General features: G+C 62.8%; 25 protein-coding genes. 22 read left to right on the top strand and 3 right to left on the bottom strand.

Features of this window, described 5'->3' with window-relative positions; translation table 11 throughout:
* Positions 1-74 precede the first annotated feature (74 nt).
* The 7 genes from accA to ispD all read left to right on the top strand — a co-directional run bounded on the left by accA (position 75) and on the right by ispD (position 7,755).
* A complete protein-coding gene (gene accA / locus ACTYOL_RS21505; protein WP_054891066.1) occupies positions 75-1,022 on the top strand; it encodes an acetyl-CoA carboxylase carboxyl transferase subunit alpha in 948 nt (315 codons plus the stop codon).
* 105 nt (positions 1,023-1,127) lie between these two features.
* Positions 1,128-2,423, top strand: a complete 1,296-nt coding sequence (gene tilS / locus ACTYOL_RS21500) for a tRNA lysidine(34) synthetase TilS (protein ID WP_197890576.1) — start codon at positions 1,128-1,130, stop codon at positions 2,421-2,423.
* 269 nt (positions 2,424-2,692) lie between these two features.
* A complete protein-coding gene (locus ACTYOL_RS21495) occupies positions 2,693-4,321 on the top strand; it encodes a CTP synthase (protein ID WP_054891064.1) in 1,629 nt (542 codons plus the stop codon).
* Positions 4,322-4,324: 3 nt separating this feature from the next.
* Complete coding sequence (kdsA, locus tag ACTYOL_RS21490; protein WP_054891063.1) at positions 4,325-5,170, top strand: 3-deoxy-8-phosphooctulonate synthase; 846 nt, start codon at positions 4,325-4,327, stop codon at positions 5,168-5,170.
* A 153-nt stretch (positions 5,171-5,323) separates the two neighbouring features.
* A complete protein-coding gene (gene eno / locus ACTYOL_RS21485) occupies positions 5,324-6,613 on the top strand; it encodes a phosphopyruvate hydratase (protein ID WP_054891062.1) in 1,290 nt (429 codons plus the stop codon).
* 156 nt (positions 6,614-6,769) lie between these two features.
* Positions 6,770-7,051: a cell division protein FtsB gene (ftsB, locus tag ACTYOL_RS21480; RefSeq protein WP_054891061.1), complete on the top strand. Its 282-nt coding sequence runs from the start codon at positions 6,770-6,772 to the stop codon at positions 7,049-7,051.
* Positions 7,048-7,755, top strand: coding sequence for a 2-C-methyl-D-erythritol 4-phosphate cytidylyltransferase (gene ispD, locus ACTYOL_RS21475; RefSeq protein WP_153773122.1), 708 nt, complete (start codon positions 7,048-7,050; stop codon positions 7,753-7,755). The genes ftsB and ispD overlap by 4 nt, the downstream gene beginning before the upstream one ends.
* Before the next feature lie 31 nt (positions 7,756-7,786).
* Here ispD and ACTYOL_RS21470 read toward each other — a convergent pair whose 3' ends face one another.
* On the bottom strand, positions 7,787-8,683 hold the full coding sequence (locus ACTYOL_RS21470) for a LysR substrate-binding domain-containing protein (protein ID WP_054891059.1): 897 nt from the start codon (positions 8,681-8,683) through the stop codon (positions 7,787-7,789).
* A gap of 106 nt (positions 8,684-8,789) precedes the next feature.
* On the opposite strand from ACTYOL_RS21470, the gene ACTYOL_RS21465 reads away from it, so the two are divergent.
* From ACTYOL_RS21465 to rpoS, 8 genes are all read left to right on the top strand, one after another.
* Positions 8,790-9,902 carry an S-(hydroxymethyl)glutathione dehydrogenase/class III alcohol dehydrogenase gene (locus tag ACTYOL_RS21465; protein WP_153773121.1) on the top strand — a complete coding sequence of 371 codons (1,113 nt, stop codon included), beginning with the start codon at positions 8,790-8,792 and terminating at the stop codon, positions 9,900-9,902.
* A gap of 8 nt (positions 9,903-9,910) precedes the next feature.
* On the top strand, positions 9,911-10,765 hold the full coding sequence (gene fghA, locus ACTYOL_RS21460; RefSeq protein WP_153773120.1) for an S-formylglutathione hydrolase: 855 nt from the start codon (positions 9,911-9,913) through the stop codon (positions 10,763-10,765).
* Between the two features lie 72 nt (positions 10,766-10,837).
* The gene (ispF, locus tag ACTYOL_RS21455) at positions 10,838-11,311 is read left to right on the top strand and encodes a 2-C-methyl-D-erythritol 2,4-cyclodiphosphate synthase (protein WP_054891057.1); all 474 of its coding nucleotides are present in this window, start codon (positions 10,838-10,840) and stop codon (positions 11,309-11,311) included.
* Positions 11,308-12,366: a tRNA pseudouridine(13) synthase TruD gene (gene truD, locus ACTYOL_RS21450; protein WP_063545912.1), complete on the top strand. Its 1,059-nt coding sequence runs from the start codon at positions 11,308-11,310 to the stop codon at positions 12,364-12,366. Before ispF ends, truD begins: the two co-directional genes overlap by 4 nt.
* Positions 12,354-13,103, top strand: coding sequence for a 5'/3'-nucleotidase SurE (surE, locus tag ACTYOL_RS21445; protein WP_054891055.1), 750 nt, complete (start codon positions 12,354-12,356; stop codon positions 13,101-13,103). Before truD ends, surE begins: the two co-directional genes overlap by 13 nt.
* Positions 13,104-13,144: 41 nt before the next feature.
* Positions 13,145-13,783, top strand: a complete 639-nt coding sequence (locus ACTYOL_RS21440; RefSeq protein WP_162714454.1) for a protein-L-isoaspartate(D-aspartate) O-methyltransferase — start codon at positions 13,145-13,147, stop codon at positions 13,781-13,783.
* Between the two features lie 188 nt (positions 13,784-13,971).
* On the top strand, positions 13,972-14,832 hold the full coding sequence (locus ACTYOL_RS21435; RefSeq protein WP_444757034.1) for a peptidoglycan DD-metalloendopeptidase family protein: 861 nt from the start codon (positions 13,972-13,974) through the stop codon (positions 14,830-14,832).
* A 109-nt stretch (positions 14,833-14,941) separates the two neighbouring features.
* Entirely contained in the window at positions 14,942-15,949 is a 1,008-nt protein-coding gene (gene rpoS / locus ACTYOL_RS21430; RefSeq protein ID WP_054891052.1) for an RNA polymerase sigma factor RpoS, read from the top strand.
* Between the two features lie 503 nt (positions 15,950-16,452).
* On the opposite strand, the gene fdxA is transcribed toward rpoS, so the two are convergent.
* Positions 16,453-16,776 (bottom strand): ferredoxin FdxA, encoded by a 324-nt coding sequence (gene fdxA, locus ACTYOL_RS21425; RefSeq protein ID WP_054891051.1) that lies wholly within the window; start codon positions 16,774-16,776, stop codon positions 16,453-16,455.
* 136 nt (positions 16,777-16,912) lie between these two features.
* Positions 16,913-19,483, bottom strand: coding sequence for a DNA mismatch repair protein MutS (gene mutS, locus ACTYOL_RS21420; RefSeq protein WP_153773117.1), 2,571 nt, complete (start codon positions 19,481-19,483; stop codon positions 16,913-16,915).
* 147 nt (positions 19,484-19,630) lie between these two features.
* Here mutS and ACTYOL_RS21415 point away from each other — a divergent pair, with 147 nt between their 5' ends.
* The 7 genes from ACTYOL_RS21415 to ACTYOL_RS21385 all read left to right on the top strand — a co-directional run bounded on the left by ACTYOL_RS21415 (position 19,631) and on the right by ACTYOL_RS21385 (position 24,093).
* The gene (locus ACTYOL_RS21415; RefSeq protein ID WP_153773116.1) at positions 19,631-20,071 is read left to right on the top strand and encodes a hypothetical protein; all 441 of its coding nucleotides are present in this window, start codon (positions 19,631-19,633) and stop codon (positions 20,069-20,071) included.
* 64 nt (positions 20,072-20,135) lie between these two features.
* Positions 20,136-20,870: a LexA family transcriptional regulator gene (locus tag ACTYOL_RS21410; RefSeq protein ID WP_054891094.1), complete on the top strand. Its 735-nt coding sequence runs from the start codon at positions 20,136-20,138 to the stop codon at positions 20,868-20,870.
* Between the two features lie 541 nt (positions 20,871-21,411).
* Positions 21,412-21,735 carry a phage holin family protein gene (locus ACTYOL_RS21405; protein ID WP_054891048.1) on the top strand — a complete coding sequence of 108 codons (324 nt, stop codon included), beginning with the start codon at positions 21,412-21,414 and terminating at the stop codon, positions 21,733-21,735.
* Positions 21,736-21,746: 11 nt separating this feature from the next.
* Positions 21,747-22,244, top strand: coding sequence for a hypothetical protein (locus ACTYOL_RS21400; RefSeq protein WP_444757033.1), 498 nt, complete (start codon positions 21,747-21,749; stop codon positions 22,242-22,244).
* A complete protein-coding gene (locus ACTYOL_RS21395; RefSeq protein ID WP_112899014.1) occupies positions 22,241-22,801 on the top strand; it encodes a phage baseplate assembly protein V in 561 nt (186 codons plus the stop codon). Before ACTYOL_RS21400 ends, ACTYOL_RS21395 begins: the two co-directional genes overlap by 4 nt.
* An 87-nt stretch (positions 22,802-22,888) precedes the next feature.
* Positions 22,889-23,215, top strand: a complete 327-nt coding sequence (locus tag ACTYOL_RS21390; protein WP_153773114.1) for a GPW/gp25 family protein — start codon at positions 22,889-22,891, stop codon at positions 23,213-23,215.
* A complete protein-coding gene (locus ACTYOL_RS21385) occupies positions 23,212-24,093 on the top strand; it encodes a baseplate assembly protein (RefSeq protein WP_444757032.1) in 882 nt (293 codons plus the stop codon). Before ACTYOL_RS21390 ends, ACTYOL_RS21385 begins: the two co-directional genes overlap by 4 nt.

Here is a 24,093-nt window from a genome sequence, read left to right as displayed (position 1 = left end):
CCAGATCCCGTAAGGTATGGCGCCAAACGGATCAACCGGCCGGCCGCCTGGCCGTAGACCCAAGACGGATGCCTATGAACCCGAATTTTCTCGATTTCGAACAGCCGATTGCCGACCTGCAAGCCAAGATCGAAGAGCTGCGCCTGGTCGGTAACGACAACTCGCTGAACATCAGCGATGAAATTGCCCGTCTGCAAGACAAGAGCAGCACCCTGACCGAAAGCATCTTCGGCAACCTGACCAGCTGGCAGATTGCCCGCCTGGCACGCCACCCGCGTCGTCCGTACACCCTGGACTACATCGATCACATCTTCACCGAGTTCGAAGAGCTGCACGGCGACCGTCACTTCTCCGACGACGCCGCGATCGTTGGCGGTACCGCGCGCCTGGACGGCAAGCCGGTGATGGTCATCGGTCACCAGAAGGGCCGCGAAGTGCGTGAGAAGGTCCGCCGTAACTTCGGCATGCCGCGTCCTGAAGGCTACCGCAAGGCCTGCCGCCTGATGGAGATGGCCGAGCGCTTCAAGATGCCGATCCTGACCTTCATCGACACCCCGGGTGCCTACCCGGGTATCGATGCCGAAGAGCGCAACCAGAGCGAGGCCATCGCCTGGAACCTGCGCGTCATGGCGCGCCTGAAAACCCCGATCATCGCCACCGTGATCGGTGAAGGCGGTTCGGGCGGCGCACTGGCTATTGGCGTGTGCGACCAGCTGAACATGCTGCAATACTCCACCTACTCGGTGATCTCGCCGGAAGGTTGCGCCTCGATCCTGTGGAAGACCTCCGACAAGGCGCCGGACGCTGCCGAAGCAATGGGCATCACCGCTGAGCGCTTGAAGAGCCTGAACATCGTCGACAAGGTGATTGGCGAGCCACTGGGCGGCGCTCATCGCGATCCGGCCAAGATGTCGGCCAGCATCCGTGCCGACCTGCTCGAGCAGCTCGACATGCTGGGCAAGCTCGACAACGATACCCTGCTCAAGCGTCGCTACGATCGCCTGATGAGCTACGGTCTCTGATTGGCAGGGGCGCCTGGCGCCCCATTCGCAGGCAAGCCGCCTCCCACTCGTGCGTCTTCTGTGGGAGCGGGCTTGCCCCGCGATGCGGTCCTCAGTGAGGCAACCATGCTCGACCTCACCCAATCCCTCTCCCCCTGGCTCAAAGCCCCCGCCTGGCACGTCGCCTTCTCCGGTGGCCTCGACTCCACCGTCCTGCTAAACCTGCTCTTCGATTACGCTCGCGATCATGAAGCACCGCCATTGCGTGCCGTGCATATTCATCACGGTCTGCAAGCGGCCGCCGACGCTTGGCCTGCACATTGTCAGCAGGTCTGTGATGCGCTGGGTATCGAACTGCGCGTGATCCATGTCCAGGTCGAGCCTGTCGCCAGCCTCGAGCAAGCCGCCCGCACCGCGCGATACGACGCGTTCACAGCGCTTCTGGGCCCCGACGAAGTGCTGTTCACCGGCCAGCACCGCGAAGACCAGGCAGAGACCCTGCTGTTTCGCCTGTTGCGTGGTGCCGGCCTGCGCGGCCTGGCGGCGATGCCTGCTTCCCGTCCGCTGGGACAGGGGCAGTTGGTCAGGCCGTTGCTTGATCTGGCGCGGGGTCAGTTGCAGCGGTATGCCCAGGCATCGGGGCTGAGATGGATCGAAGACCCGTCCAACACCGATACCCGCTTCGCCCGCAATTTCCTGCGCGCCGAAGTGTTCCCGCTGCTACGCCAGCGCTGGCCGCAAGCGAGCCAGAGCCTGGCACGCAGTTCCGCGCACCTGGGCGAGGCCCTGGCGCTACTGGACGAACTCGCCGCCTCCGACATCGCTGCCGCAAGCGCCGGAGCAGTGGCGCCCTGGCAATGCCTGGACTCGTTGGACATGGGAGTGCTGGCGGCGCTCTCGCCGGCGCGCCAGCGTAACGCCTTGCAGTACTGGCTGAGCAGTCGTACACGTCTACCTGATAGCCGCCATTGGGCCGGCTGGGACAACCTGCGTGATGCGGCAGCCGATGCCCAGCCGCTCTGGCGCTTGACCGATGGCGAGCTGCAGCGCAGCCATGGACGGCTTTGGTGGTTGAGCGGCGATTGGCTGCAAGCGCCGCACGGCGGGGTGGCTTGGCCGGATCCGAGCCAGCCTCTCGCACTACCCGGCAATGGCAGCTTGCAACTGGTGGGTGTCATTCCTGGGTCTGGCCTGCATGTCACCTATCGCCAGGGCGGCGAAGTCCTCGATATTCCAGGGCGCGGCCACCGCGACCTGAAGCGCCTGCTCAACGAGCACCGCGTGCCGCACTTCGTGCGTCATCGCCTGCCACTGCTTTGGCAGGGCGAGCGCCTGCTGGCGGTGGCCAACCTGCCGGAGCTGGGGCAGACCGACTGGCAACTGCAGTGGCAGCCGCCGACGAACGTGCAAGGTTTGAGCTGAAGGGTACATTCCGGTAGACTACCCTCCCTTCTTGATACAGCTTCTGTGGGTTCCGCGAAAACACAGGAGTTGCCGATTACCAAGCAGTTTTTTGCTGGGCTGATTCTTAAAATGACGAGCGAGCTCCACACTGGGGATACCCCCGGTCTGTACAGACGCGGCAGTTGTTCGAGATGCACTGTGATTGACGCAGGTGATCGGGGGCTTCGGCCTTCCTTCGCTTTCTCCGGCGGCGCTGGCCGCCTTAACGCAGACTTCTAGGGTTTTTCATGACGCGCTACATATTCGTCACGGGCGGTGTTGTTTCTTCATTGGGGAAAGGCATTGCCTCGGCTTCCCTGGCGGCCATCCTGGAAGCGCGGGGGCTCAAGGTCACCATGCTCAAGCTGGACCCGTACATCAACGTCGATCCGGGCACCATGAGCCCGTTCCAGCACGGTGAAGTGTTCGTCACCCACGACGGTGCCGAGACCGACCTCGACCTGGGCCACTACGAGCGGTTCATCCGCACCACGATGACCCAGAACAACAACTTCACCACCGGCCGCATTTACGAGCACGTGCTGCGCAAGGAACGCCGTGGTGACTACCTGGGCGCGACCATCCAGGTCATCCCGCACATCACCGACGAAATCAAGCGTCGCATCATCAAGGGCGCCGGCGATGCCGACGTGGCCTTGGTCGAGATCGGCGGCACCGTGGGCGACATCGAGTCGCAGCCATTCCTCGAAGCCATCCGTCAGTTGCGTGTCGAAGTGGGCTCCAAGCGCGCCATGCTGATGCACCTGACGCTGGTGCCGTACATCGCCACCGCCGGCGAAACCAAGACCAAGCCTACTCAGCACTCGGTCAAGGAGCTGCGCTCCATCGGCCTGCAGCCTGACGTGCTGATCTGCCGCTCCGACCACCCGGTCGATGCCTCTTCGCGCCGCAAGATCGCCCTGTTCACCAACGTCGAAGAGCGTGCGGTGATTTCGCTGGAAGACGTCGACACCATCTACAAGATCCCGGGCGTGCTGCACGCACAGGGCCTGGACGACTTCGTCGTCGAGCGCTTCGGCCTGCAGTGCAATGGCGCCGACCTGTCCGAGTGGGACAAGGTCGTCGACGCCAAGCTCAATCCCGAGCATGAAGTCACCATCGCCATGGTCGGCAAGTACATGGAGTTGCTGGACGCGTACAAGTCGCTGATCGAAGCGATGAGCCACGCCGGCATCACCAACCGCACCAAGGTCAACCTGCGCTACATCGATTCCGAAGACATCGAGAACCAGGGCACCGGCCTGCTCGAAGGCGCCGACGCCATCCTGGTGCCGGGCGGCTTCGGTCTGCGTGGCGTGGAAGGCAAGATCAAGGCCGTGCAGTTCGCCCGTGAGAACAAGGTTCCGTACCTGGGCATCTGCCTGGGCATGCAGGTCGCGGTCATCGAGTTCGCCCGTAACGTGGTGGGCTGGAAAGACGCCAACTCCACCGAGTTCGATCGCAACGGCGCGCACCCGGTCGTCGGCCTGATCACCGAGTGGGCCGATGCCACCGGCGCCGTCGAAACCCGTACCGAAGCCTCTGACCTGGGTGGCACCATGCGCCTGGGCGCGCAGGATTGCCAGCTGATCGCCGGTTCCAAGGTCCACGACTGCTACGGCAGCGACGTGATCACCGAGCGTCACCGTCACCGCTACGAAGTGAACAACAACCTGCTGCCGCAACTGATCGACGCCGGCCTGGTGGTTTCCGGTCGTTCCGAAGATGGCGCGCTGGTCGAAGTGGTCGAGTCGAAGGATCACCCATGGTTCGTCGCCTGCCAGTTCCACCCGGAGTTCACCTCCACGCCTCGTGACGGTCACCCGCTGTTCAGCGGTTTCGTCAAGGCAGCCCTGGCACAGAAGAACAAGGCCTGATCCATGACCCAGAAGATCATTCGCGTCGGCAACATCGAGATCGCCAACGACAAGCCGTTCGTCCTGTTCGGCGGCATGAACGTCCTGGAGTCCCGTGACCTGGCCCTGAAGGTCTGCGAGGAGTACGTGCGGGTGACCGAGAAGCTCGGCATCCCGTACGTGTTCAAGGCCAGCTTCGACAAGGCCAACCGTTCGTCGGTGGCCTCGTACCGTGGTCCGGGCATGGAAGAGGGGCTGAAGATCTTCGAGGAGATCAAACGCACCTTCAACGTGCCGGTGATCACCGATGTGCACGAACCCTACCAGTGTGAACCGGTGGCCAAGGTCTGCGATATCATCCAGCTGCCGGCGTTTCTCTCGCGCCAGACCGACCTGGTAGTGGCCATGGCCAAGACCGGCGCGGTGATCAACATCAAGAAGGCCCAGTTCCTCGCACCGCACGAGATGAAGCACATCCTCGCCAAGTGCGTCGAGGCCGGTAACGACCAGCTCATCCTCTGCGAGCGCGGTTCGAGCTTCGGCTACAACAACCTGGTGGTCGACATGCTTGGCTTCGGCATCATGAAGCAGTTCGAGTACCCGGTGTTCTTCGATGTCACCCACTCGCTGCAGACGCCGGGTGGTCGTGCCGACTCCGCCGGCGGTCGCCGTGCCCAGGTCACCGACCTGGCCAAGGCGGGCATGAGCCAGGGCCTGGCCGGCCTGTTCCTCGAGGCTCACCCGGACCCGGACAACGCCAAGTGCGATGGCCCATGCGCCCTGCGCCTGGACAAGCTGGAGCCATTCCTGGCGCAGCTCAAGCAACTGGACGACCTGGTGAAAAGTTTTCCGACGGTAGAGACCGCGTAAAGCTCGTTTCTCGGGTAAAGTACCGCCCGTTCCACCCCCTGGCCTGCCGGTCAGGGGCTCCCTTCGCCAGGCCTGCCCGTGCCATGTCGCCTGGTGAACGGCAAGAATTCCCAAAGCTGCGTTGTTTTCGTCAATTCTGGAGTGCTTACAACAATGGCAAAGATCGTCGACATCAAAGGTCGTGAAGTTCTCGATTCGCGTGGCAACCCCACCGTGGAAGCCGATGTGCTGCTCGACAACGGCATCATCGGCAGCGCTTGCGCGCCGTCTGGTGCTTCCACTGGCTCGCGCGAAGCGCTGGAGCTGCGTGATGGCGACAAGAGCCGTTACCTGGGCAAGGGCGTGCTGAAGGCTGTCGGCAACATCAATGGTCCGATCCGTGACCTGCTGCTGGGCAAGGATCCTTCCGACCAGAAAGCACTCGACCGCGCCATGATCGAACTGGACGGTACCGAGAACAAGGCCAAGCTGGGCGCCAACGCCATCCTCGCCGTGTCCCTGGCCGCTGCCAAGGCTGCTGCACAGGACCAGGACCTGCCGCTGTACGCACACATCGCCAACCTCAACGGTACCCCTGGCCAGTACTCGATGCCGGTGCCGATGATGAACATCATCAACGGCGGCGAGCACGCCGACAACAACGTCGACATCCAGGAGTTCATGGTTCAGCCGGTCGGCGCCAAGACCTTCTCCGACGGCCTGCGCATGGGCACCGAGATCTTCCACCACCTCAAGGCTGTCCTCAAGGCCCGTGGCCTGAACACTGCCGTGGGTGACGAAGGCGGCTTCGCCCCGAACCTGGCCTCCAACGAAGACGCCCTGGCGGCCATCGCCGAAGCAGTCGAGAAGGCCGGCTACAAGCTGGGCACCGACGTCACCCTGGCCCTGGACTGCGCCGCTTCGGAGTTCTACGAAGACGGCAAGTACAACCTGTCTGGTGAAGGCAAGTCGTTCGACGCCGAAGGTTTCGCCGACTACCTGAAAGGCCTGACCGAGCGCTTCCCGATCATCTCGATCGAAGACGGCCTGGACGAGTCCGACTGGGCTGGCTGGAAGATCCTGACCGACAAGATCGGTGCCAAGGTGCAACTGGTCGGCGATGACCTGTTCGTGACCAACACCAAGATCCTGAAAGAAGGCATCGAGAAGGGCATCGGTAACTCGATCCTGATCAAGTTCAACCAGATCGGCTCGCTGACCGAAACCCTGGAAGCCATCCAGATGGCCAAGGCCGCTGGCTACACCGCGGTGATCTCGCACCGTTCCGGTGAAACCGAAGACTCGACCATCGCCGACCTGGCTGTCGGTACTGCTGCAGGCCAGATCAAGACCGGTTCGCTGTGCCGCTCCGACCGCGTCTCGAAGTACAACCAATTGCTGCGTATCGAAGAGCAACTGGGCGCCAAGGCCGTCTACCGTGGCCGTGCCGAGTTTCGCGGCTGAGCAAGAGATGGTAAAAAGGCAGCAGCCGGGGCTGTCTGAGCGTTCTCACTGAGCGTTCAGCGCCTTCAAACGGGTTTCTGTCGACGAAGCCTGGCCTCGGCCAGGCTTCGTGCTATCGGAAGCTCGCTGCGGCGGCCTTTTACCCTGGATATCTTCATGCGCAGTCCCTATTGGTTGTTCCTCGTCCTGCTGTTGTTGCTCGGAGGCCTGCAATATCGCCTCTGGGTCGGTAATGGCAGCCTGGCGCAAGTGGCCGAGCTGCAACAGCAGATCGCCGACCAGCATGCCGAAAACGAACGGCTGCTGGAACGCAATCGCGTGCTCGACGCTGAAGTGCTGGAGTTGAAGAAAGGTATGGAGACCGTGGAAGAACGGGCTCGTCATGAACTGGGGATGGTCAAGGAGGGCGAAACCCTCTACCAGTTGCCACAGAAATGATCCATGAACTGCCGGCCTTCTGGGCCGTGATTCCTGCCGCGGGCATTGGTGCCCGCATGGCTGCCGACCGCCCCAAGCAGTATCTGCAACTGGGCCGGCAGACCATCCTCGAGCATAGCCTCGACTGTTTTCTCGACCATCCCACGCTCAAGGGGGTGGTGGTCAGCGTTGCCGAAGAAGATCCCTACTGGCCTGGCTTGCGCTGTGCGAATGATCCGCGCATCCAGCGCGCAGCGGGCGGGCGCGAGCGTGCCGATTCGGTATTGAATGCCTTGCTGCTGCTGCATGCCCACGGGGCGGCCGACGATGACTGGGTGCTGGTGCACGATGCTGCGCGGCCGAACCTGGCGCGCAGCGATCTGGACAAGCTGCTGTCGGAGCTGGGCGACGATCCGGTGGGCGGGCTGCTGGCGGTGCCTGCGCGCGATACTCTCAAGCGTGCCGACGCGACTGGCCGGGTCAGCGCCACGGTGGACCGCACCACCGTATGGCAGGCCTACACGCCGCAGATGTTCCGGCTTGGCATGCTGCACCGGGCACTGGCCGAGTGCCTGGTGGCGGATGTGGCAGTGACCGATGAATCCTCCGCCATTGAGTGGGCCGGGCATGCGCCGCGATTGATCGAAGGGCGTAGTGACAACATCAAGGTGACCCGGCCCGAAGATTTGGAGTGGTTGCGTCAGCGCTGGGCTGGGCGGCGCTGAGGCTTTAGCCTGTGCCCGCTTCTTTGCGGGCTCAGCCTGGCTGATACTCCGGCAATCCTGCCAACCCGTCCTTCAGATAGTCGACCAACCGCCGTACCTTGGGTGACAGGTGCCGCTGTTGCGGATACAGCGCCCACACCGCGGTGTTCGGCGGCTGGTGCGCCTCCAGCAGTGACACCAGTGCCCCGGCATGCAGATGCTCGAGCACGTAGTAATCCGGTAACTGACACAACCCCATTCCCTGCAGCGCCGCGTCGAGTACCGCCTGGCCGCTGTTGCAGCGCCAGTTGCCTTGAACCCGTTGGCTGATTTCACGGCCATCCTGCTGCAGCACCCACAGATCCGAACTGCCCACCAAGCAATTGTGCCGCGCCAGTTCCGACAGGCTGTGCGGTCGGCCGTAACGCTCCAGATACGCTGGCGATGCACACAGGTACATGCGCCGCGGTGCGAGGCGCGTGGCCACCAGGCGTGAATCCTGTAGGCGTCCCAGGCGAATAGCCAGGTCCATGCCCTCGTGCAGCAGGTCCAGGGTGCGGTTGCTCAGCTCCACCTCGACGCGCAACTGGGGATACAGCGCCATGAAACGAGTCACCAGTGGCACGATGAAACGCTCGCCGTAGGCCACCGCGCAGGTCATGCGCAGCAGACCTTTGGGTTCGCTGGCCAGGTCCCCCATCGCGCGCAGCGCTTCTTCGCGGCCATCCTGCAAACGCTGGCAGTGTTGCAGGAAGGTCTGCCCGGCCTCACTCAGGGTCACGCGCCGGGTGCTGCGGTACAGCAGCCGAGTTTGCAGGCGTTCCTCCAAGCGAGCGATCTGTCGGCTGATATGCGATGAGGAAACCCCCAGTCGTTCGGCGGCCGCGGTGAACTGGCCCGACTCGGCGACCGCGACGAACTCGTCGATTCCTTCCCAGCGACTGCTCATTGATTATCCCTGTGTGGCAATAATGTTTTGCATTTGCCCGGATTATTCATCAAAAAAGCATGAATTACACTGATGACCTGAACCGATACCTAGCTTGGAGCCCTTCATGATCAAGTCCCGCGCCGCTGTTGCCTTCGAGGCCAAGAAACCCCTGGAAATCGTCGAAGTGGACGTGGCCATGCCCAAGGCGGGCGAGGTGCTGCTGCGCGTGGTCGCCAGCGGTGTCTGCCATACCGATGCCTACACACTCTCCGGCGCGGACCCGGAAGGTATCTTCCCGTCGATCCTCGGTCACGAGGGCGGCGCGATCGTCGAAGCGGTGGGTGAGGGCGTCACTTCGCTGGCTGTTGGTGACCACGTGATCCCGCTGTACACCCCGGAATGCGGCAAGTGCAAATTCTGCCTGTCGGGCAAGACCAACCTGTGCCAGGCCATCCGCGCCACCCAGGGCAAGGGCCTGATGCCTGATGGCACCACACGCTTCAGCTACAAAGGGCAGCAGTTGTTCCACTACATGGGCACCTCGACCTTCTCCGAGTACACCGTTCTGCCGGAGATCTCCGTGGCCAAGATCCAGAAGGAAGCGCCGCTGGAGAAGGTCTGCCTGCTCGGTTGCGGCGTGACCACCGGTATCGGTGCGGTACTCAACACCGCCAAGGTCAAGCCGGGTGACACCGTGGCCATTTTCGGCCTGGGCGGCATTGGCCTGTCGGCGGTGATCGGTGCGGTGAAGGCCAAGGCCTCGCGCATCATCGCCATCGACATCAACCCGGCCAAGTTCGAGATCGCCCGCCAGCTGGGCGCCACCGACTGCATCAATCCGAAGGAGTACGATCGTCCGATCCAGGAAGTGATCGTAGACCTCACCGATGGCGGCGTGGACTTCTCCTTCGAATGCATCGGCAATGTCCAACTGATGCGTGCGGCGCTCGAGTGCTGCCACAAGGGCTGGGGCGAGTCGGTGATCATCGGGGTGGCCGGCGCTGGCCAGGAAATCGCCACCCGTCCATTCCAGTTGGTTACCGGCCGGGTCTGGCGTGGTTCGGCATTCGGCGGCGTGCGTGGCCGCAGCGAGTTGCCAAGCTACGTGGAAATGTCCGAGAAGGGCGAGATTCCGCTGGACACCTTCATCACCCACACCATGGGTCTGGAGGACATCAACAAGGCCTTCGACCTGATGCATGAAGGCAAAAGCATCCGCAGCGTGATCCACTTCTGAGGTCAGCCATGAGCCTGGACAACATCTCCTGCCAGAAGAGCTTCGGCGGCTGGCACAAGCGCTACAAGCATCACTCCAAGGTGCTGGGCTGCGACATGGTGTTCGCCGTCTACCTGCCACCGCAGGCCGAGCAGGGCGAGAAACTGCCGGTGCTGTACTGGCTCAGTGGCCTTACCTGCACCGACGAGAATTTCATGCAGAAGGCCGGCGCCCAGCGCCTGGCCGCCGAGCTAGGCCTGATCATCGTCGCGCCCGACACCAGCCCGCGTGGCGAGCAGGTGCCCGGCGATCCGGAGGGGGCCTGGGATTTCGGGCTCGGCGCCGGCTTCTACCTCAATGCCACCCAGCAGCCCTGGGCCCAGCATTACCGCATGCACGATTACGTGGTGCAGGAGCTGCCGGCGTTGATCGAGGCGCATTTCCCTGCGTCCGATCAGCGCAGTATCAGTGGTCATTCGATGGGCGGGCATGGGGCGCTGGTCTGTGCCCTGCGCAACCCGGGGCGCTACCGATCGGTGTCGGCGTTCTCGCCGATCAGCAACCCGATGGATTGCCCGTGGGGCGAGAAAGCCTTTTCCCGCTACCTGGGTGATGACCGCGCGCGCTGGCGTGAATGGGATGCCAGCGTGCTGCTGGCCGACACCCCGGCTGGCCAGTGCCCACCGCTGTTGGTCGACCAGGGCGATCGCGATGACTTCCTCGACAAGCAGCTCAAGCCAGCAGCGTTGGAGCAGGCGGCGCGCAAAGGAGGGCATGAACTGACCCTGAGGCTGCAGCCGGGGTATGACCATAGCTACTACTTCATCGCCAGCTTCATTGATGAGCACCTGCGTCATCACGCCGTCGCACTTGGGCGGGTGTAGTGATGCAGCAGCGGCCCCAATAGCGGCCAAAGCAGGTAGAATCACGCCCTGACTCAATCAGGGCGTTTTTCTATGCGTATTGGCCACGGCTACGATGTGCACCGTTTTGCTGACGGTGATTTCATTACCTTGGGCGGGGTGCGTATTCCCCACAAATACGGCCTGCTGGCCCATTCCGATGGTGATGTGCTGCTGCACGCCCTGAGCGATGCCTTGCTTGGCGCTGCTGCGCTGGGTGACATCGGCAAGCATTTTCCCGACACCGACCCGCAGTTCAAGGGCGCTGACAGCCGCGTGCTGCTGCGTCATGTGGTGGCCGTCGTGCAGGCCAAGGGCTGGAAGGTGGGCAACGTCGACGCCACCATCGTCGCCCAGGCGCCGAAGATGGCGCCGCACATCGACACCATGCGCCGCTTCATCGCCGAAGACCTGCAGGTCGAGCTCGACCAGGTCAACGTCAAGGCGACCACCGAGGAAAAGCTCGGCTTTACTGGCCGTGAGGAGGGCATCGCCGTGCATGCGGTCGCCCTGTTGCTGCCAGCATGACCGAACTGGAACTGCTGGGCCCGCGCGCCAGCGGCGAGGCCCTTGGCCGCGCCGTGCTCAAGGCGGTCGCCGATGATTTTCAGGTCGATGAAGTGCTCGACATCCCACTGTCCGGTCAAGGCGAGCACCTGTGGCTGTGGGTCGAGAAGCGCGACCTGAACACCGAGGAAGCGGCCCGACGCCTGGCGCGCGCGGCCGGTGTGCCGGTTCGTGCCATCAGTTATGCCGGCCTGAAGGACCGTCAGGCGTTGACCCGGCAGTGGTTCAGTCTGCATCTGCCGGGCAAGGCCGATCCTGACCTGTCCCGTGCCGAAGACGACAGCCTGCGCGTGCTCAAACAGGTGCGTCACCAGCGCAAACTGCAGCGCGGCGCGCACTCGGCCAATGGTTTCACTCTGCGACTGACGGCACTGAGCGCCGATCACCAGGCGCTGGATGCACGTCTGGAACAGCTCAAGGTGCAAGGCGTACCGAACTATTTCGGTACCCAGCGCTTCGGTCATGCCGGCGGAAACGTCCACGATGCACTCGACTGGGCGTCTCGAGAGGCGCTGCCTGAGCAGCGCAATGTGCGTTCGCGGCTGCTGTCTGCGGGACGCAGCTACCTGTTCAATCAGGTTCTGGCGGCGCGAGTGGCGGACGGAAGCTGGAACCAGGCGCAGGTTGGCGATCTTCTGGCCTTCACGGATAGCCGTAGCTTTTTTCCGGCTGGCGAGCAGGAATGCTCCGATCCTCGGCTGGCAATTCTCGACCTTCATCCCACCGGACCCCTGTGGGGCGCGGGTCTTCCGTCAAGCGCGGGCGGGACCGCGGCGCTGGAAACGGCAGTCGGTGAGCGCCATCCGGCACTCTGCAAATGGCTGGGCAGGGCAGGACTGGATCACGAACGGCGCATCCTGCGGCTCCCTATTGGGCGGCTGACGTGGCATTATCCCGAGCCTGATATCCTGCAACTGGAATTCGTCCTTCCGGCCGGATGCTTCGCCACCGTGGTGGTGCGCGAACTTGTGGATCTGGTGCCGGCAGGGCAGACGGAAAGCCCATGCGTATTCTGATTTCCAACGACGACGGTGTTACCGCCCCCGGCCTCGCTGCGCTTCACGGTGCGCTGCAGGACTACGCCGAGTGCGTGGTGATCGCCCCGGATCAAGACAAAAGCGGCGCCAGCAGTTCGCTGACGCTCGACCGGCCACTGCACCCACAGGTGTTGGCCAACGGTTTCATCAGCCTCAACGGCACGCCCACCGATTGCGTGCACCTGGGGCTCAACGGCCTGTTGCCGGAAACGCCCGACATGGTCGTCTCCGGAATCAACCTGGGCGCCAACCTGGGCGACGACGTGCTGTACTCCGGCACGGTTGCCGCTGCATTGGAGGGCCGCTTTCTCGGCGGCACTTCGCTGGCGTTCTCGCTGCTGTCGCGCCTGCCGGACAACCTGCCGACCGCCGCCCATATCGCCCGGCGCCTTGTCGAGGCGCAGTCGCGTCTGGAACTGCCGGCGCGCACCGTGCTCAACGTCAACATCCCCAACCTGCCGCTGGAGCATATCCGCGGTATACGCCTCACCCGTCTGGGGCACAGGGCACGTGCGGCCGCACCGACCAAGGTCGTCAATCCGCGCGGCAAGGAAGGGTACTGGATCGCCGTGGCCGGTGACGCCGAGGACGGCGGCCCGGGCACTGACTTCCATGCAGTGATGCAAGGCTATGTATCGATCACGCCGCTGCAACTGGATCGCACCTTCAACGATGCCTTCGAGCGCCTCGATGGCTGGCTGGAGGGGCTGCTTTGATGCGCGAACAGGATGATCTTCAGCGCCGTGGCGGCATTGGCATGACCTCCCAGCGTACCCGGGAGCGCCTGATCCAACGCTTGTATGAAGAGGGCGTGTCGAACACCAAGGTGCTCGAGACCATTCGCCGCACCCCTCGCCACCTGTTCGTCGATGAAGCCTTGGCCCATCGGGCGTATGAAGATACTGCGCTGCCGATCGGCCATAACCAGACGATTTCCCAGCCATTCATGGTTGCGCACATGAGCGAACTGCTGCTGGAGGCCGGCCCGCTGGACAAGGTGCTGGAGATCGGCACCGGTTCTGGTTACCAGACCGCCATCCTGGCGCAGTTGGTCGAGCGTGTGTTTTCGGTCGAGCGGATCAAGGTGCTGCAGGATCGTGCCAAGGAGCGTCTGGTCGAGCTCAACCTGCGTAACGTGGTGTTTCGTTGGGGCGACGGTTGCGAAGGCTGGCCGGCGCTGGCGCCTTACAACGCCATCATCGTCACCGCGGTGGCGCCGGAAGTCCCCCAGGCCTTGCTCGATCAGTTGGCACCCGGCGGACGCATGGTGATTCCGGTAGGGGCGGCGGGCGAAGCACAGCAACTGTTGCTGATCGTTCGTGAGGAACAGGGCTTCTCGCGCCGGGTGCTGGGCGCCGTACGCTTCGTGCCGCTGCTCAACGGGCCACTGGCCTGACGGCCGACGGAATATGTGCGGTTGTAACGAATTCTTGCGCCGCGGGCTTGTCTATCTGGCGGGGTGAGGCAAACCCCGCCAGAATGACAGCGCCCGTACGGGCCACCCAAGCGGGTCGGGCTCGGTTATAATTGAAACAATATTGCATATCGTCATATCCAGATTTCGGCACCATGAGGGGAGCGCGGGTGGGTCACACAATCATTCGGCAGCGCAAGGATCGGTCGGGTTTGAAGCTTCTGGTGATTGCGCTGGCCATGGGAACCTTGCTGGCGGGATGCTCCAGCACCGGCTCCAGTGGCGCTCGGGTGGTCGATCGCAACAACGCGGCACCCAAGCGTCCGACCGTGACCTCGGGGCAGTATGTGGTCAAACCTGGCGATACCCTGTTCTCTATCGCCTTCCGCTACGGCTGGGACTACAAGGAGCTGGCCGCGCGCAATGGCATCTCGGCGCCCTACACCATCCGTCCTGGCCAGCCGATTCGTTTCAGCAGCGGCGCTGGAGGCTCCACCACCGTCGTATCGTCCGGTCCCTCGTCGTCGAGCAGGACCACGGTCATTCGCCGTCCGGTTGGTACGCAGACCCCGCCAGTAACAAATAGCGACAAGCCGGCAACAGCTTCCCCTGCCACAGCCGCTCCGACCGTCACCCAGGTGCCGGCCGCAGAGCGTGCGGTGGGGGGCTGGACTTGGCCGGCGAACGGCGTGCTGATTGGAAAATTCGCTTCAAACGGTAGTTTGAATAAAGGCATTGATATCGCCGGAGATTTGGGACAGCCTGTTTTTGCTGCATCTGATGGTGCGGTGGTTTACGCCGGGAGTGGCTTGCGGGGCTACGGCGAACTCATCATCATCAAGCACAATGATACCTACGTCAGTGCCTACGGCCACAACCGCAGGCTCATGGTTCGGGAGGGGCAGCAGGTCAAGGCAGGGCAGACGATCGCAGAAATGGGGTCTACGGGCACTGATCGGGTGAAGCTGCATTTCGAGATTCGCCGCCAGGGCAAACCCGTCGACCCACTCCAGTTCCTGCCACGCCGTTGATTGTTGCACCAGCCTGTTCCTGAAGACGTAAAGGGGACAGGCTTTAGCGCTGCCAGGGAATCAGGCGACGCTAGAGTCTGAGGTTCGAACTCAGCAAAGGACTATAACAATGGCTCTCAGCAAAGAAGTGCCGGAGTTTGACATCGACGATGACCTCCTCCTGATGGAGACAGGTATCGTTTTGGAAACGGATGTGGTGTCAGACGAACCTGCTGTACCTTCGGTTCGGACCAGGGCCAAAACGGGCTCATCGCTCAAGCAGCACAAGTACATCGATTACAGCCGTGCGCTCGACGCCACGCAGCTGTACCTCAACGAAATCGGTTTCTCGCCACTGCTCTCCCCGGAAGAGGAGGTGCACTTCGCGCGCCTGTCTCAGAAGGGCGACCCGGCCGGCCGCAAACGCATGATCGAGAGCAACCTCCGTTTGGTCGTGAAGATCGCCCGCCGCTACGTCAATCGTGGCCTGTCGCTGCTCGACTTGATCGAGGAGGGCAACCTGGGGCTGATCCGCGCCGTGGAGAAGTTCGATCCGGAGCGCGGCTTCCGTTTCTCGACCTACGCGACCTGGTGGATCCGCCAGACCATCGAACGGGCGATCATGAACCAGACCCGCACCATTCGCCTGCCGATCCACGTGGTCAAGGAGCTCAACGTCTACCTGCGCGCTGCGCGCGAGCTCACCCAGAAGCTCGACCATGAGCCGTCCCCCGAAGAAATTGCCGGGCTGCTGGAGAAACCAGTGGCTGAGGTCAAGCGCATGCTTGGGCTCAACGAGCGTGTCTCCTCGGTCGACGTGTCCTTGGGCCCGGATTCGGACAAGACGCTACTCGACACCCTTACCGATGACCGCCCCACCGATCCGTGTGAATTGCTGCAGGACGACGACCTGTCGCAGAGCATCGACCAGTGGCTGGGTGAGCTGACCGACAAGCAGCGGGAGGTGGTGATTCGCCGCTTCGGCCTGCGTGGCCATGAAAGCAGTACGCTCGAGGATGTTGGCCTGGAGATTGGCCTCACCCGTGAGCGTGTACGGCAGATCCAGGTGGAGGGGCTCAAGCGTCTGCGTGAGATCCTGGAAAAGAACGGCCTGTCCAGCGAGTCGCTGTTCCAATAAGCTGCTGCGCGCAAACAGAATGCCCCGATGACCTCGGGGCATTTTTTTGTCTGGGAAATTGTTCAACCTACTAGCGCTGTTGCTTGGCGTGTAAGAGATCGCTTACTCGTGGTGTAAGCCTTCGCTACCAACAAGAGTAAACAATTGCCTTTTTCAGCAACGATATTTTCTTAACTATCTGAAAATAATGAATTTTTTCGATGTTTGAAAATGTGTCAGCTGTAGCATCTTGTTAGGTGCGCGGGTTGCTCGCGCTGGGGAAATCGCTAGTATCTGAAGTGTGCCGACGGACTGGCACAGGCTTTCAAGGATGATTGCCAAGGACATCGCAGGATGCGATTCATCAGGATGATGAATGGGACAAGCAGGGACTACGGAAAAAATGTGGGCGGGTCAAACCGCCCCTTTTTTTTGCCTGCGATTTCTCCTCGCTCGGGCTTGCATGAGCTCGAATGCCAGGCACAAAAAAGGCCCTTGCGGGCCTTTTTTTGTCACTGCAGCGATCAGCGCTCCAGATCAGCGATCTTGCCTGGCTTGCCATCCCATTCTTCAGCGTCCGGCAGGGGATCCTTACGCTCGGTGATGTTCGGCCATATCTCAGCCAGCTCGGCGTTGAGCTCGAGGAAGTTCTCCATCCCGGCAGGCACTTCGTCCTCCGAGAAAATGGCCTGTGCCGGGCACTCAGGCTCGCACAGCGCACAGTCGATGCACTCGTCCGGGTGAATGACCAGGAAATTCGGGCCTTCGTAGAAGCAGTCCACCGGACAGACTTCCACGCAGTCGGTGTACTTGCATTTGATGCAGTTGTCGGTGACGACGAAGGTCATTTCTAATTTTCTCCTCAGGCGACGGCAGCGTGCCCTTCCTTCCAGGGCAGCGCGGTTCACGTTGGCTGCAGGCCAGGCTAATAGCCTGCAGCTCCGGCAAACCGCGGCGGATTCTACCAGCTTGCGCGGCTGGCCGTTATAACAGGTTTTTCAGTTGATATAGCATTTCGATAGCTTGGCGAGGCGTCATGTCGTCCAGTGCCAGCTTGCCCAGCTTCTCGATGGCCGGGTGTGGCAGGCTGGCGAACAGGTCGCTCTGGTGTGGCACGTGCGGTTCGCCCTTGGCCTTGGTCACCGGCGCCTCGTGGGGCAGGCTGGCGGTTTCCAGACGGCGAAGGTGTTCACGGGCGCGCAGGATGACTTGCGAAGGCACGCCCGCCAGTTGCGCCACTGCCAGGCCATAGCTCTGGCTGGCGGGGCCTGGCAGCACATGGTGCAGGAACACGATACGCTCGTTGTGCTCGGTGGCGTTCAGGTGCACGTTGGCCACCAGCGGCTCGCTGTCCGGCAGTACGGTCAGCTCGAAGTAGTGGGTGGCGAACAGGGTGTAGGCGCGCAACTGCGCCAGACGTTCGGCAGCGGCCCAGGCCAGCGACAGGCCGTCGAAGGTACTGGTTCCGCGGCCGACCTCGTCCATCAGTACCAGGCTGCGGTCGGTGGCATTGTGCAGGATGTTGGCGGTCTCGCTCATCTCTACCATGAAGGTCGAGCGGCCGCCGGCCAGGTCGTCGCTGGAACCGATGCGGGTGAAGATGCGGTCCACCAGCGACAGTTCGCAGCGCGCTGCCGGCACGAAGCTGCCGATATGCGCCATCAGCACGATCAATGCGGTCTGGCGCATATAGGTGGATTTACCGCCCATGTTCGGACCGGTGATGATCAGCATGCGGGTGTTGTTGTCCAGGCCCAGGTCGTTGGCCACGAACGGCGTGGTCAGTACCTGCTCGACCACTGGATGACGCCCTTGCTCGATGCGCAGGCACGGCTCGTCGACAAAGGCCGGGCAGTTCAGGTCCAGGGTCAGTGCGCGCTCGGCGAGGTTGCTCAGCACGTCCAGCTCGGCCAGCGCCGCAGCGCTGTCCTGCAACGGCGCGAGGTGGCTGATCAAGGTCTCGAGCAGTGCATCGTAGAGCATCTTCTCGCGGGCCAGGGCGCGGCTCTTGGCCGACAACGCCTTGTCTTCGAACGCCTTGAGCTCAGGTGTGATGAAGCGCTCGGCGCCCTTGAGCGTCTGGCGGCGGATGTAGTCGCCCGGCGCTTGTTCGGCTTGTTTGGTGGGCAGCTCGATGAAATAGCCATGCACACGGTTGTAGCCGACCTTGAGATTGGCAAGCCCGGTGCGGGCTTTCTCTCGGGCTTCGAGGTCGATCAGGAACTGACCGGCGTTCTCGCTCATGGCCAGCAGTTCGTCGAGTTCGCTGTCGTAGCCGGTCTTGAGCACGCCGCCGTCGCGGATCACCGCAGGCGGGTTGTCGATGATTGCCCGCTCCAGCAGGCTGGCCAGCTCCGGGTAGGTGCCGGTGATCGCCGCCAGGCGGGCCAGGTGGGGGGCTTCGAGCTCGGCCATGGCGTTCTGCAGTTCGGGCAGGGCGCCAAGCGCATCGCGCAGGCGTGCCAGATCACGTGGGCGGGCGTTGCGCAGGCCGATACGGGCGAGAATCCGCTCGATATCACCGATTTCCTTGAGTTGCGGCTGCAGCTTCTCGAAGCGGTAGCCGTCGAGGAAGCAGCGAATCGAATCCTGGCGTGCCTGCAGGACTTTCAGGTCGCGCAGCGGGCGGTTCAGCCAGCGGCTCAGCAGGCGGCTGGCCATGGCCGTCTGGCAGCGGTCGATGACCGACTGCAGCGTGTTGTCGCGGCCACCTGCCAGGTTGATGTCCAGCTCGAGGTTGCGGCGGCTGGCGCCGTCGAGAATCACCGTGTCATCCATGCGCTCATGGCGCAGGCTGCGCAGGTGCGGCAGGCTGGTGCGCTGGGTTTCCTTGGCGTAGGTCAGCAGGCAGCCGGCGGCGCCGATGGCCAGAGTCAGCTTGTCGCAGCCGAAGCCCTTGAGGTCCTGGGTTGCGAACTGCTGGCACAGACTCTTGCGCGCCGAGTCACGATCGAAGTCCCACGGAGCCCGACGCCGCGCTCCCGGGCGCTTCTCAGCAGGCAGGCCTTGGGGCCAGTCGTCGGGAATCAGCAGCTCCACCGGGTTGATACGCTCGAGTTCGGCGAGCAGGTTTTCCCAGCCCTTGATCTCCTGCACGGTGAAGCTGCCGCTGGTGATGTCCAGTACCGCGAGGCCAAACAGGCGTTCGTCACCCAGCAGGGCGGCGATCAGGTTGTCGCGGCGCTCGTCGAGCAGCGCCTCGTCGCTGACCGTACCCGGCGTGATGATACGCACCACCTGGCGCTCAACCGGGCCCTTGCTGGTGGCCGGGTCGCCGATCTGCTCGCAGATCACCACCGATTCGCCGAGCTTGACCAGTTTGGCCAGGTAGCCTTCCAGCGAGTGGAACGGAATCCCGCACATGGGGATCGACTGGCCCGCAGACTGACCGCGCGCAGTCAGGGTGATGTCCAGCAGTTTCGCGGCTTTCTTCGCATCTTCGTAGAAGATTTCGTAGAAGTCGCCCATGCGGTAGAACATCAGCTGGTCTGGATGCTGGTTCTTCAGCTTCCAGTACTGTTGCATCATCGGGGTGTGTGCGGAGAGATCAGACATTCAGGGCCTTGAAACAGGTGGTCTGGTGGCAATTTCGAAACCCGCAATGGTACAGGCTTTTTTCGCCTGCTGCAGGACACAAAGGGCAGGGCACCGCTATGATTTGTCGATTTTCCGGACAGGCCCGAATACAGCGCGAGGAATTCCATGCCAAGGGTGGCGTTTTATCTGATGGTCGCAGGCTTGAGCCTGCCGTTACCGGTCATGGCGGCTGCACAGTGCCCTTTCCCGCAGGGTATGCAGGCGTCGATAGAGGCTTCGCGGCATGTCGTCCAGGCACGGGCTGACGGGACACCGCGGGAGCAGTTGCTGCAGGGGATACCGGCCAAGCTGGACGAGCCGACCCGCCAGTTGCTGCGCGAGATCGTGAGCGAAGTCTATGACAATGAGCCGGTGCAGGCCGATGTGTATGCGGCCTATCGCTTCGAGCACTGTTTCCTGTCTCAGCAGCATGCCGAGACTGTCGCTGCAATCAAGTTCAGCGACGCATTGCCGTTGCTGCGCAAGTGCGAGCAGATCGAACCCCAGGGCGCGCGTCCGCCTTGCGCGATGCGGGCGGTGCATGCGGTGACGGGGATCCCAGAATGATCGCGTGTTCAGGGCGCGCGGTATGCATTTGCATTTCCCATCGATCTGCAGCAATATGCATTTTATGCAAAAGCGCAACGTAGCCACTGTACTCAGAGAACTGCTCGATCGCCACGGCCTGTCCCCGACGGAGCTGCACCGGCGCACGGGCGTACCGCAATCCACCCTGTCTCGGATTCTCAGCGAGAAAATTGTCGATCCGTCAGACAAGCATGTCTCCAGGATCGCCGATTACTTCGGCGTGAGCACCGATCAGTTGCGTGGCCGCATAGAGCTGGGTGAGTCCCGCGAGGCGCAGCCCATGCATGGTCATGTGGACCTGAGCGACATCAGCCTGTGGGACGACGAAACCCCCGTCGAGGATGACGAGGTGTCCGTTCCATTTCTTCGAGAGGTCGAATTGGCAGCAGGATCAGGAAGATTCGTCATCGAGGAAAGCGAGCGCGCGCGCCTGCGTTTCGGCAAGCGCAGCCTGCGCCACAATGGTGTGCAGTTCGACCAGGCCAAGTGCGTCACGGTGCGCGGCAACAGCATGCTGCCAGTGCTGCGCGATGGTGCGACGGTCGGCGTCAACACCGGCAAATGTGCCATTGGCGATATCATCGATGGCGATCTCTACGCCATCAACCACAATGGCCAGCTGCGGGTGAAGCAGGTCTATCGCCTGCCCACCGGCATACGCCTGCGCAGCTTCAACCGCGATGAACATCCCGACGAAGACTACAGTTTCCAGCAGATGCAGGAAGAGCAGATCAGCCTGCTCGGGCATGTCTTCTGGTGGGGCATGTACGCACGCTGACTCGTAAATCCGCTGGATAAAAACCCGCTTCGGCGGGTTTTTTCATGCATACGAAACATCCCCGCTTCCCGCCTTGCATCCCCCGCCGCCACAAACCCTACCCGGCCTACAAAAATTTTAGGCTCTCTGAAAAGCCCTACAGGCCATACCCGACAAGACCTTCATGCATTTAAGCAACTCCTCATGCATAAATTTTTTCAAAAATGCATTGACTGCATATGCATCAGTGCATAGCCTGTATCTCAAGCCGGACAGCAACCGGTTGTTACACAGGCAGCGATGAACAGGCCTTGACTGTTCAGAGGGTTGGCAACTGGCCCGGGTGTGCAGCGTAAAGCACCACGATCAGTTATCCGGCGGGCAGGTGGCCGCGGTCGGAGTCACCAATTTGAAGCGGAACCGGTCGGTGTCACCAGATGTGACCGACGGTTCGACAACGCATTACTGAAGGGCCTGCACGGACGGGCCTTTTGGAATGCCGCGTTATACGGCAAGGGATCCACCGGCACTCGCCGGTGGCCATGACACAGGAGACAGGACAGTGACGAACGAGCAACAGGCGTTGCTGGAGATGCCGCTCTGGCTGGTGATCGTCCTGGCATTGCTGGGAGGGCTTTCCGGCGAGATGTGGCGGGCCGACAAGGCCGGTGCCCGAGGCTGGTCGCTGCTGCGGCGGCTGGCGCTGCGCTCGGGGGCTTGCATGGTCTGCGGGGTGTCGACGGTGATGCTGCTGTATGCCAGCGGCATGTCGATCTGGAGCGCCAGCGCCTTCGGGTGCCTGACCGCGATGGCGGGGGCCGATGTCGCCATCGGCCTCTATGAACGCTGGGCAGCCAGGCGCCTTGGTTTGAAGGACGAACGATAGGAGTGCGGCACATGAGCGAACTGGCCACCTTGCATGCGGCCTTGACCGCAACGATTCGAGAGGCGATTCCGGAGCTGGCATCGGTCGATGCCTATATGGAAGTAGGACATGCCCCGGCATTGCCTGCGTTGCGCCATGGCATCGTGCGCATGACTGCCGATGCTGCGCCCAGGGATGGACGCTCGGTGCTGGTCACCACCTTCGAGGCGGACATCACCCCCGATGCCGCCAACCCCGAGGCACGCCTGCAGGGCAGCGTGCTGGCCGCGCAACTGATGGACCTGTTGCGCCAGCAGCTATGGGGGCTGGACTTCGTCGAGCCGAGCCGCAATGTACGGGCGTTCTTCGCCGGTGCTGGTTGGCGCGTGCGCTGGGACCAGCCGGTGCTGCTGGGCGAACTGCAATGGCACTGGCCCGACCAGCCGCCGGGCAGCCTCCGGCTGGGCTTCAGTCCAGAAACGGGGCCCGGCAATGAAAGCCTGTACATCGCCCCGGAGGACCTGGCATGAGCTACGTCAGCGCCACGCATGACCGCATGCTCGCCACCCTGGTGATTCCCTGCCGCGTGGTGGCGGTGGATTTGGCCGCTGCCCGGGTCCGGGTGTCCGATGGTGGCGGCTGGACCAGCGCCTGGGTGCGCTGGCATGCCCAGGCGGCGGGCAAGGCTCGGCACTGGCGGGCGCCGAGCCTGGGTGAGCAGGGCGTGTTGCTCAGCCCCAGTGGTGAACCGGCGCAAGGTACTTTTTTTGCCGGGCTGTATGGCAATGCCGGCTTCCCGCCAGATAACCGCGAGCACGCCGAGGTCTGGCGCTTCGATGACGGCGGTTCGCTGACCTACGACTGGCAGGCCCGGCGTTATGACATCGAACTGCCCAGCGGCAACGCACGCATCAAGGTCGGTGCCAGCACCCTGGTGGTCAGTGACGGCGCGATCACCCTCGAGGCCTCGAGCATCACCCTGACCGGCAAGGTCACGGTCAACGGCCCGCTGACTGTCAGCGGCGACATCAACGGCGGCGGGCGGATCATCGATACCGCCGGCAACACGCCCAACCACAAACACTGAACCCAGCCCGCCATCGCGGGCTTTTTCATGCCAGGAGAACGCAATGGATACCCATCAACGCGCCCGGGCTTTTCCGGGAGGCGCGCCATGATCGGCCTGGACCGTCGCACCGGCTTGCCACTGGCCGGGATCGCTCACCTGCGCCAGTCCATCGAGGACATTCTCACCACCCCTCTGGGCAGTCGCCGAATGCGCCCGGACTACGGCAGCCGGTTGCGCCGCTATGTCGACCTGCCGGTCAACGAAGGCTGGAAGAGCGCGGTACAGGCTGAGGTCGCCCGCGCCCTTGGGCGCTGGGAGCCGCGCCTGCAACTGGAGCGAGTCAAGGTCGTGGCCGTGCTCGACGGCCAGGTCAGCCTGGCCCTGAGCGGTCGTTACCTGGGCGATGACGCCCTGGTGGAGGTGAGCGTATGAGCCAGGTAGACCTGTCGAAACTGCCCGCCCCGCAACTGCTCGAGGACCTTGATTTCGAGGCGCTGTACGAGGCTGACCTTGAAACCTTTCGTGCACATATGGGCGATGGCTGGACGGCACATCTGGAAAGCGATCCGGTCACCAAGCTGCTCGAGGTCGGCGCCTACCGAAAACTGCTCAACCGGGCACGCATCAATGATGCTGCGAAGGCTTTGCTGCTCGCCTATGCCCAGGGCCGCGATCTTGACCAACTGGCGGCCAACGTTTCGTTGCAGCGCCTGGTGATCCAGGCCGCCGACCCCGCCACCGTTCCACCCACCGAGGCGATTCTCGAATCCGACGACGCCCTGCGCGAGCGTGTGCAACTGGTCTATGAAGGCCTGACCACCGCCGGCCCGCGCAACAGTTACATCCTCCACGCCCGCAACGCCTCGGGACGGGTCGCCGACGCGACCGCCGAAAGCCCGTCGCCGGCGGTGGTCGATGTCACGGTACTGAGCATCGATGACGACGGTGTCGCACCCCAGGCGCTGCTCGATGAAGTCAACGCCTACCTCAACGACGAGGACATCCGCCCGGTTGCCGACCGGGTCAATGTACGCAGCGCCCAGGTGCTGCCATACCGGATCGACGCCGTGCTGCACATGGCCGACAACGGCCCCGAGTACGAGGCCATCCTCAGCGAGTGTCGGCGTCGTCTGCAGGACTGGATCAACCCGCGGCGCCGCCTGGGTGTCGAGGTCGCCCGCTCTGGCATCGACGCCCAGTTGCACATCGACGGCGTCAGCCGGGTCGAGTTGATCGACTGGACCGACATCCGCCCGAGCAAGGCCCAGGCTGCCTGGTGCACAGGCTTCGACCTCAAGCGCGGAGGCTGA

This window comes from Pseudomonas sp. A014, assembly GCF_052378495.1.
GTDB lineage: Bacteria > Pseudomonadota > Gammaproteobacteria > Pseudomonadales > Pseudomonadaceae > Aquipseudomonas > Aquipseudomonas machongensis.
The sequence above is the reverse complement of the archived record's forward strand: the minus strand, read 5'-3'. Positions and strand labels throughout refer to the sequence as shown.

Excerpts from the sequence above, each read along its gene's own strand:
- accA (WP_054891066.1), top strand. The coding sequence starts at position 75 with ATGAACCCGAATTTTCTCGATTTCGAACAGCCGATTGCCGACCTGCAA.
- tilS (WP_197890576.1), top strand. The coding sequence starts at position 1,128 with ATGCTCGACCTCACCCAATCCCTCTCCCCCTGGCTCAAAGCCCCCGCC.
- ACTYOL_RS21495 (WP_054891064.1), top strand. The coding sequence starts at position 2,693 with ATGACGCGCTACATATTCGTCACGGGCGGTGTTGTTTCTTCATTGGGG.
- kdsA (WP_054891063.1), top strand. The coding sequence starts at position 4,325 with ATGACCCAGAAGATCATTCGCGTCGGCAACATCGAGATCGCCAACGAC.
- eno (WP_054891062.1), top strand. The coding sequence starts at position 5,324 with ATGGCAAAGATCGTCGACATCAAAGGTCGTGAAGTTCTCGATTCGCGT.
- ftsB (WP_054891061.1), top strand. The coding sequence starts at position 6,770 with ATGCGCAGTCCCTATTGGTTGTTCCTCGTCCTGCTGTTGTTGCTCGGA.
- ispD (WP_153773122.1), top strand. The coding sequence starts at position 7,048 with ATGATCCATGAACTGCCGGCCTTCTGGGCCGTGATTCCTGCCGCGGGC.
- ACTYOL_RS21470 (WP_054891059.1), bottom strand. The coding sequence starts at position 8,683 with ATGAGCAGTCGCTGGGAAGGAATCGACGAGTTCGTCGCGGTCGCCGAG.
- ACTYOL_RS21465 (WP_153773121.1), top strand. The coding sequence starts at position 8,790 with ATGATCAAGTCCCGCGCCGCTGTTGCCTTCGAGGCCAAGAAACCCCTG.
- fghA (WP_153773120.1), top strand. The coding sequence starts at position 9,911 with ATGAGCCTGGACAACATCTCCTGCCAGAAGAGCTTCGGCGGCTGGCAC.
- ispF (WP_054891057.1), top strand. The coding sequence starts at position 10,838 with ATGCGTATTGGCCACGGCTACGATGTGCACCGTTTTGCTGACGGTGAT.
- truD (WP_063545912.1), top strand. The coding sequence starts at position 11,308 with ATGACCGAACTGGAACTGCTGGGCCCGCGCGCCAGCGGCGAGGCCCTT.
- surE (WP_054891055.1), top strand. The coding sequence starts at position 12,354 with ATGCGTATTCTGATTTCCAACGACGACGGTGTTACCGCCCCCGGCCTC.
- ACTYOL_RS21440 (WP_162714454.1), top strand. The coding sequence starts at position 13,145 with ATGACCTCCCAGCGTACCCGGGAGCGCCTGATCCAACGCTTGTATGAA.
- rpoS (WP_054891052.1), top strand. The coding sequence starts at position 14,942 with ATGGCTCTCAGCAAAGAAGTGCCGGAGTTTGACATCGACGATGACCTC.
- fdxA (WP_054891051.1), bottom strand. The coding sequence starts at position 16,776 with ATGACCTTCGTCGTCACCGACAACTGCATCAAATGCAAGTACACCGAC.
- mutS (WP_153773117.1), bottom strand. The coding sequence starts at position 19,483 with ATGTCTGATCTCTCCGCACACACCCCGATGATGCAACAGTACTGGAAG.
- ACTYOL_RS21415 (WP_153773116.1), top strand. The coding sequence starts at position 19,631 with ATGCCAAGGGTGGCGTTTTATCTGATGGTCGCAGGCTTGAGCCTGCCG.
- ACTYOL_RS21410 (WP_054891094.1), top strand. The coding sequence starts at position 20,136 with ATGCAAAAGCGCAACGTAGCCACTGTACTCAGAGAACTGCTCGATCGC.
- ACTYOL_RS21400 (WP_444757033.1), top strand. The coding sequence starts at position 21,747 with ATGAGCGAACTGGCCACCTTGCATGCGGCCTTGACCGCAACGATTCGA.
- ACTYOL_RS21395 (WP_112899014.1), top strand. The coding sequence starts at position 22,241 with ATGAGCTACGTCAGCGCCACGCATGACCGCATGCTCGCCACCCTGGTG.
- ACTYOL_RS21390 (WP_153773114.1), top strand. The coding sequence starts at position 22,889 with ATGATCGGCCTGGACCGTCGCACCGGCTTGCCACTGGCCGGGATCGCT.
- ACTYOL_RS21385 (WP_444757032.1), top strand. The coding sequence starts at position 23,212 with ATGAGCCAGGTAGACCTGTCGAAACTGCCCGCCCCGCAACTGCTCGAG.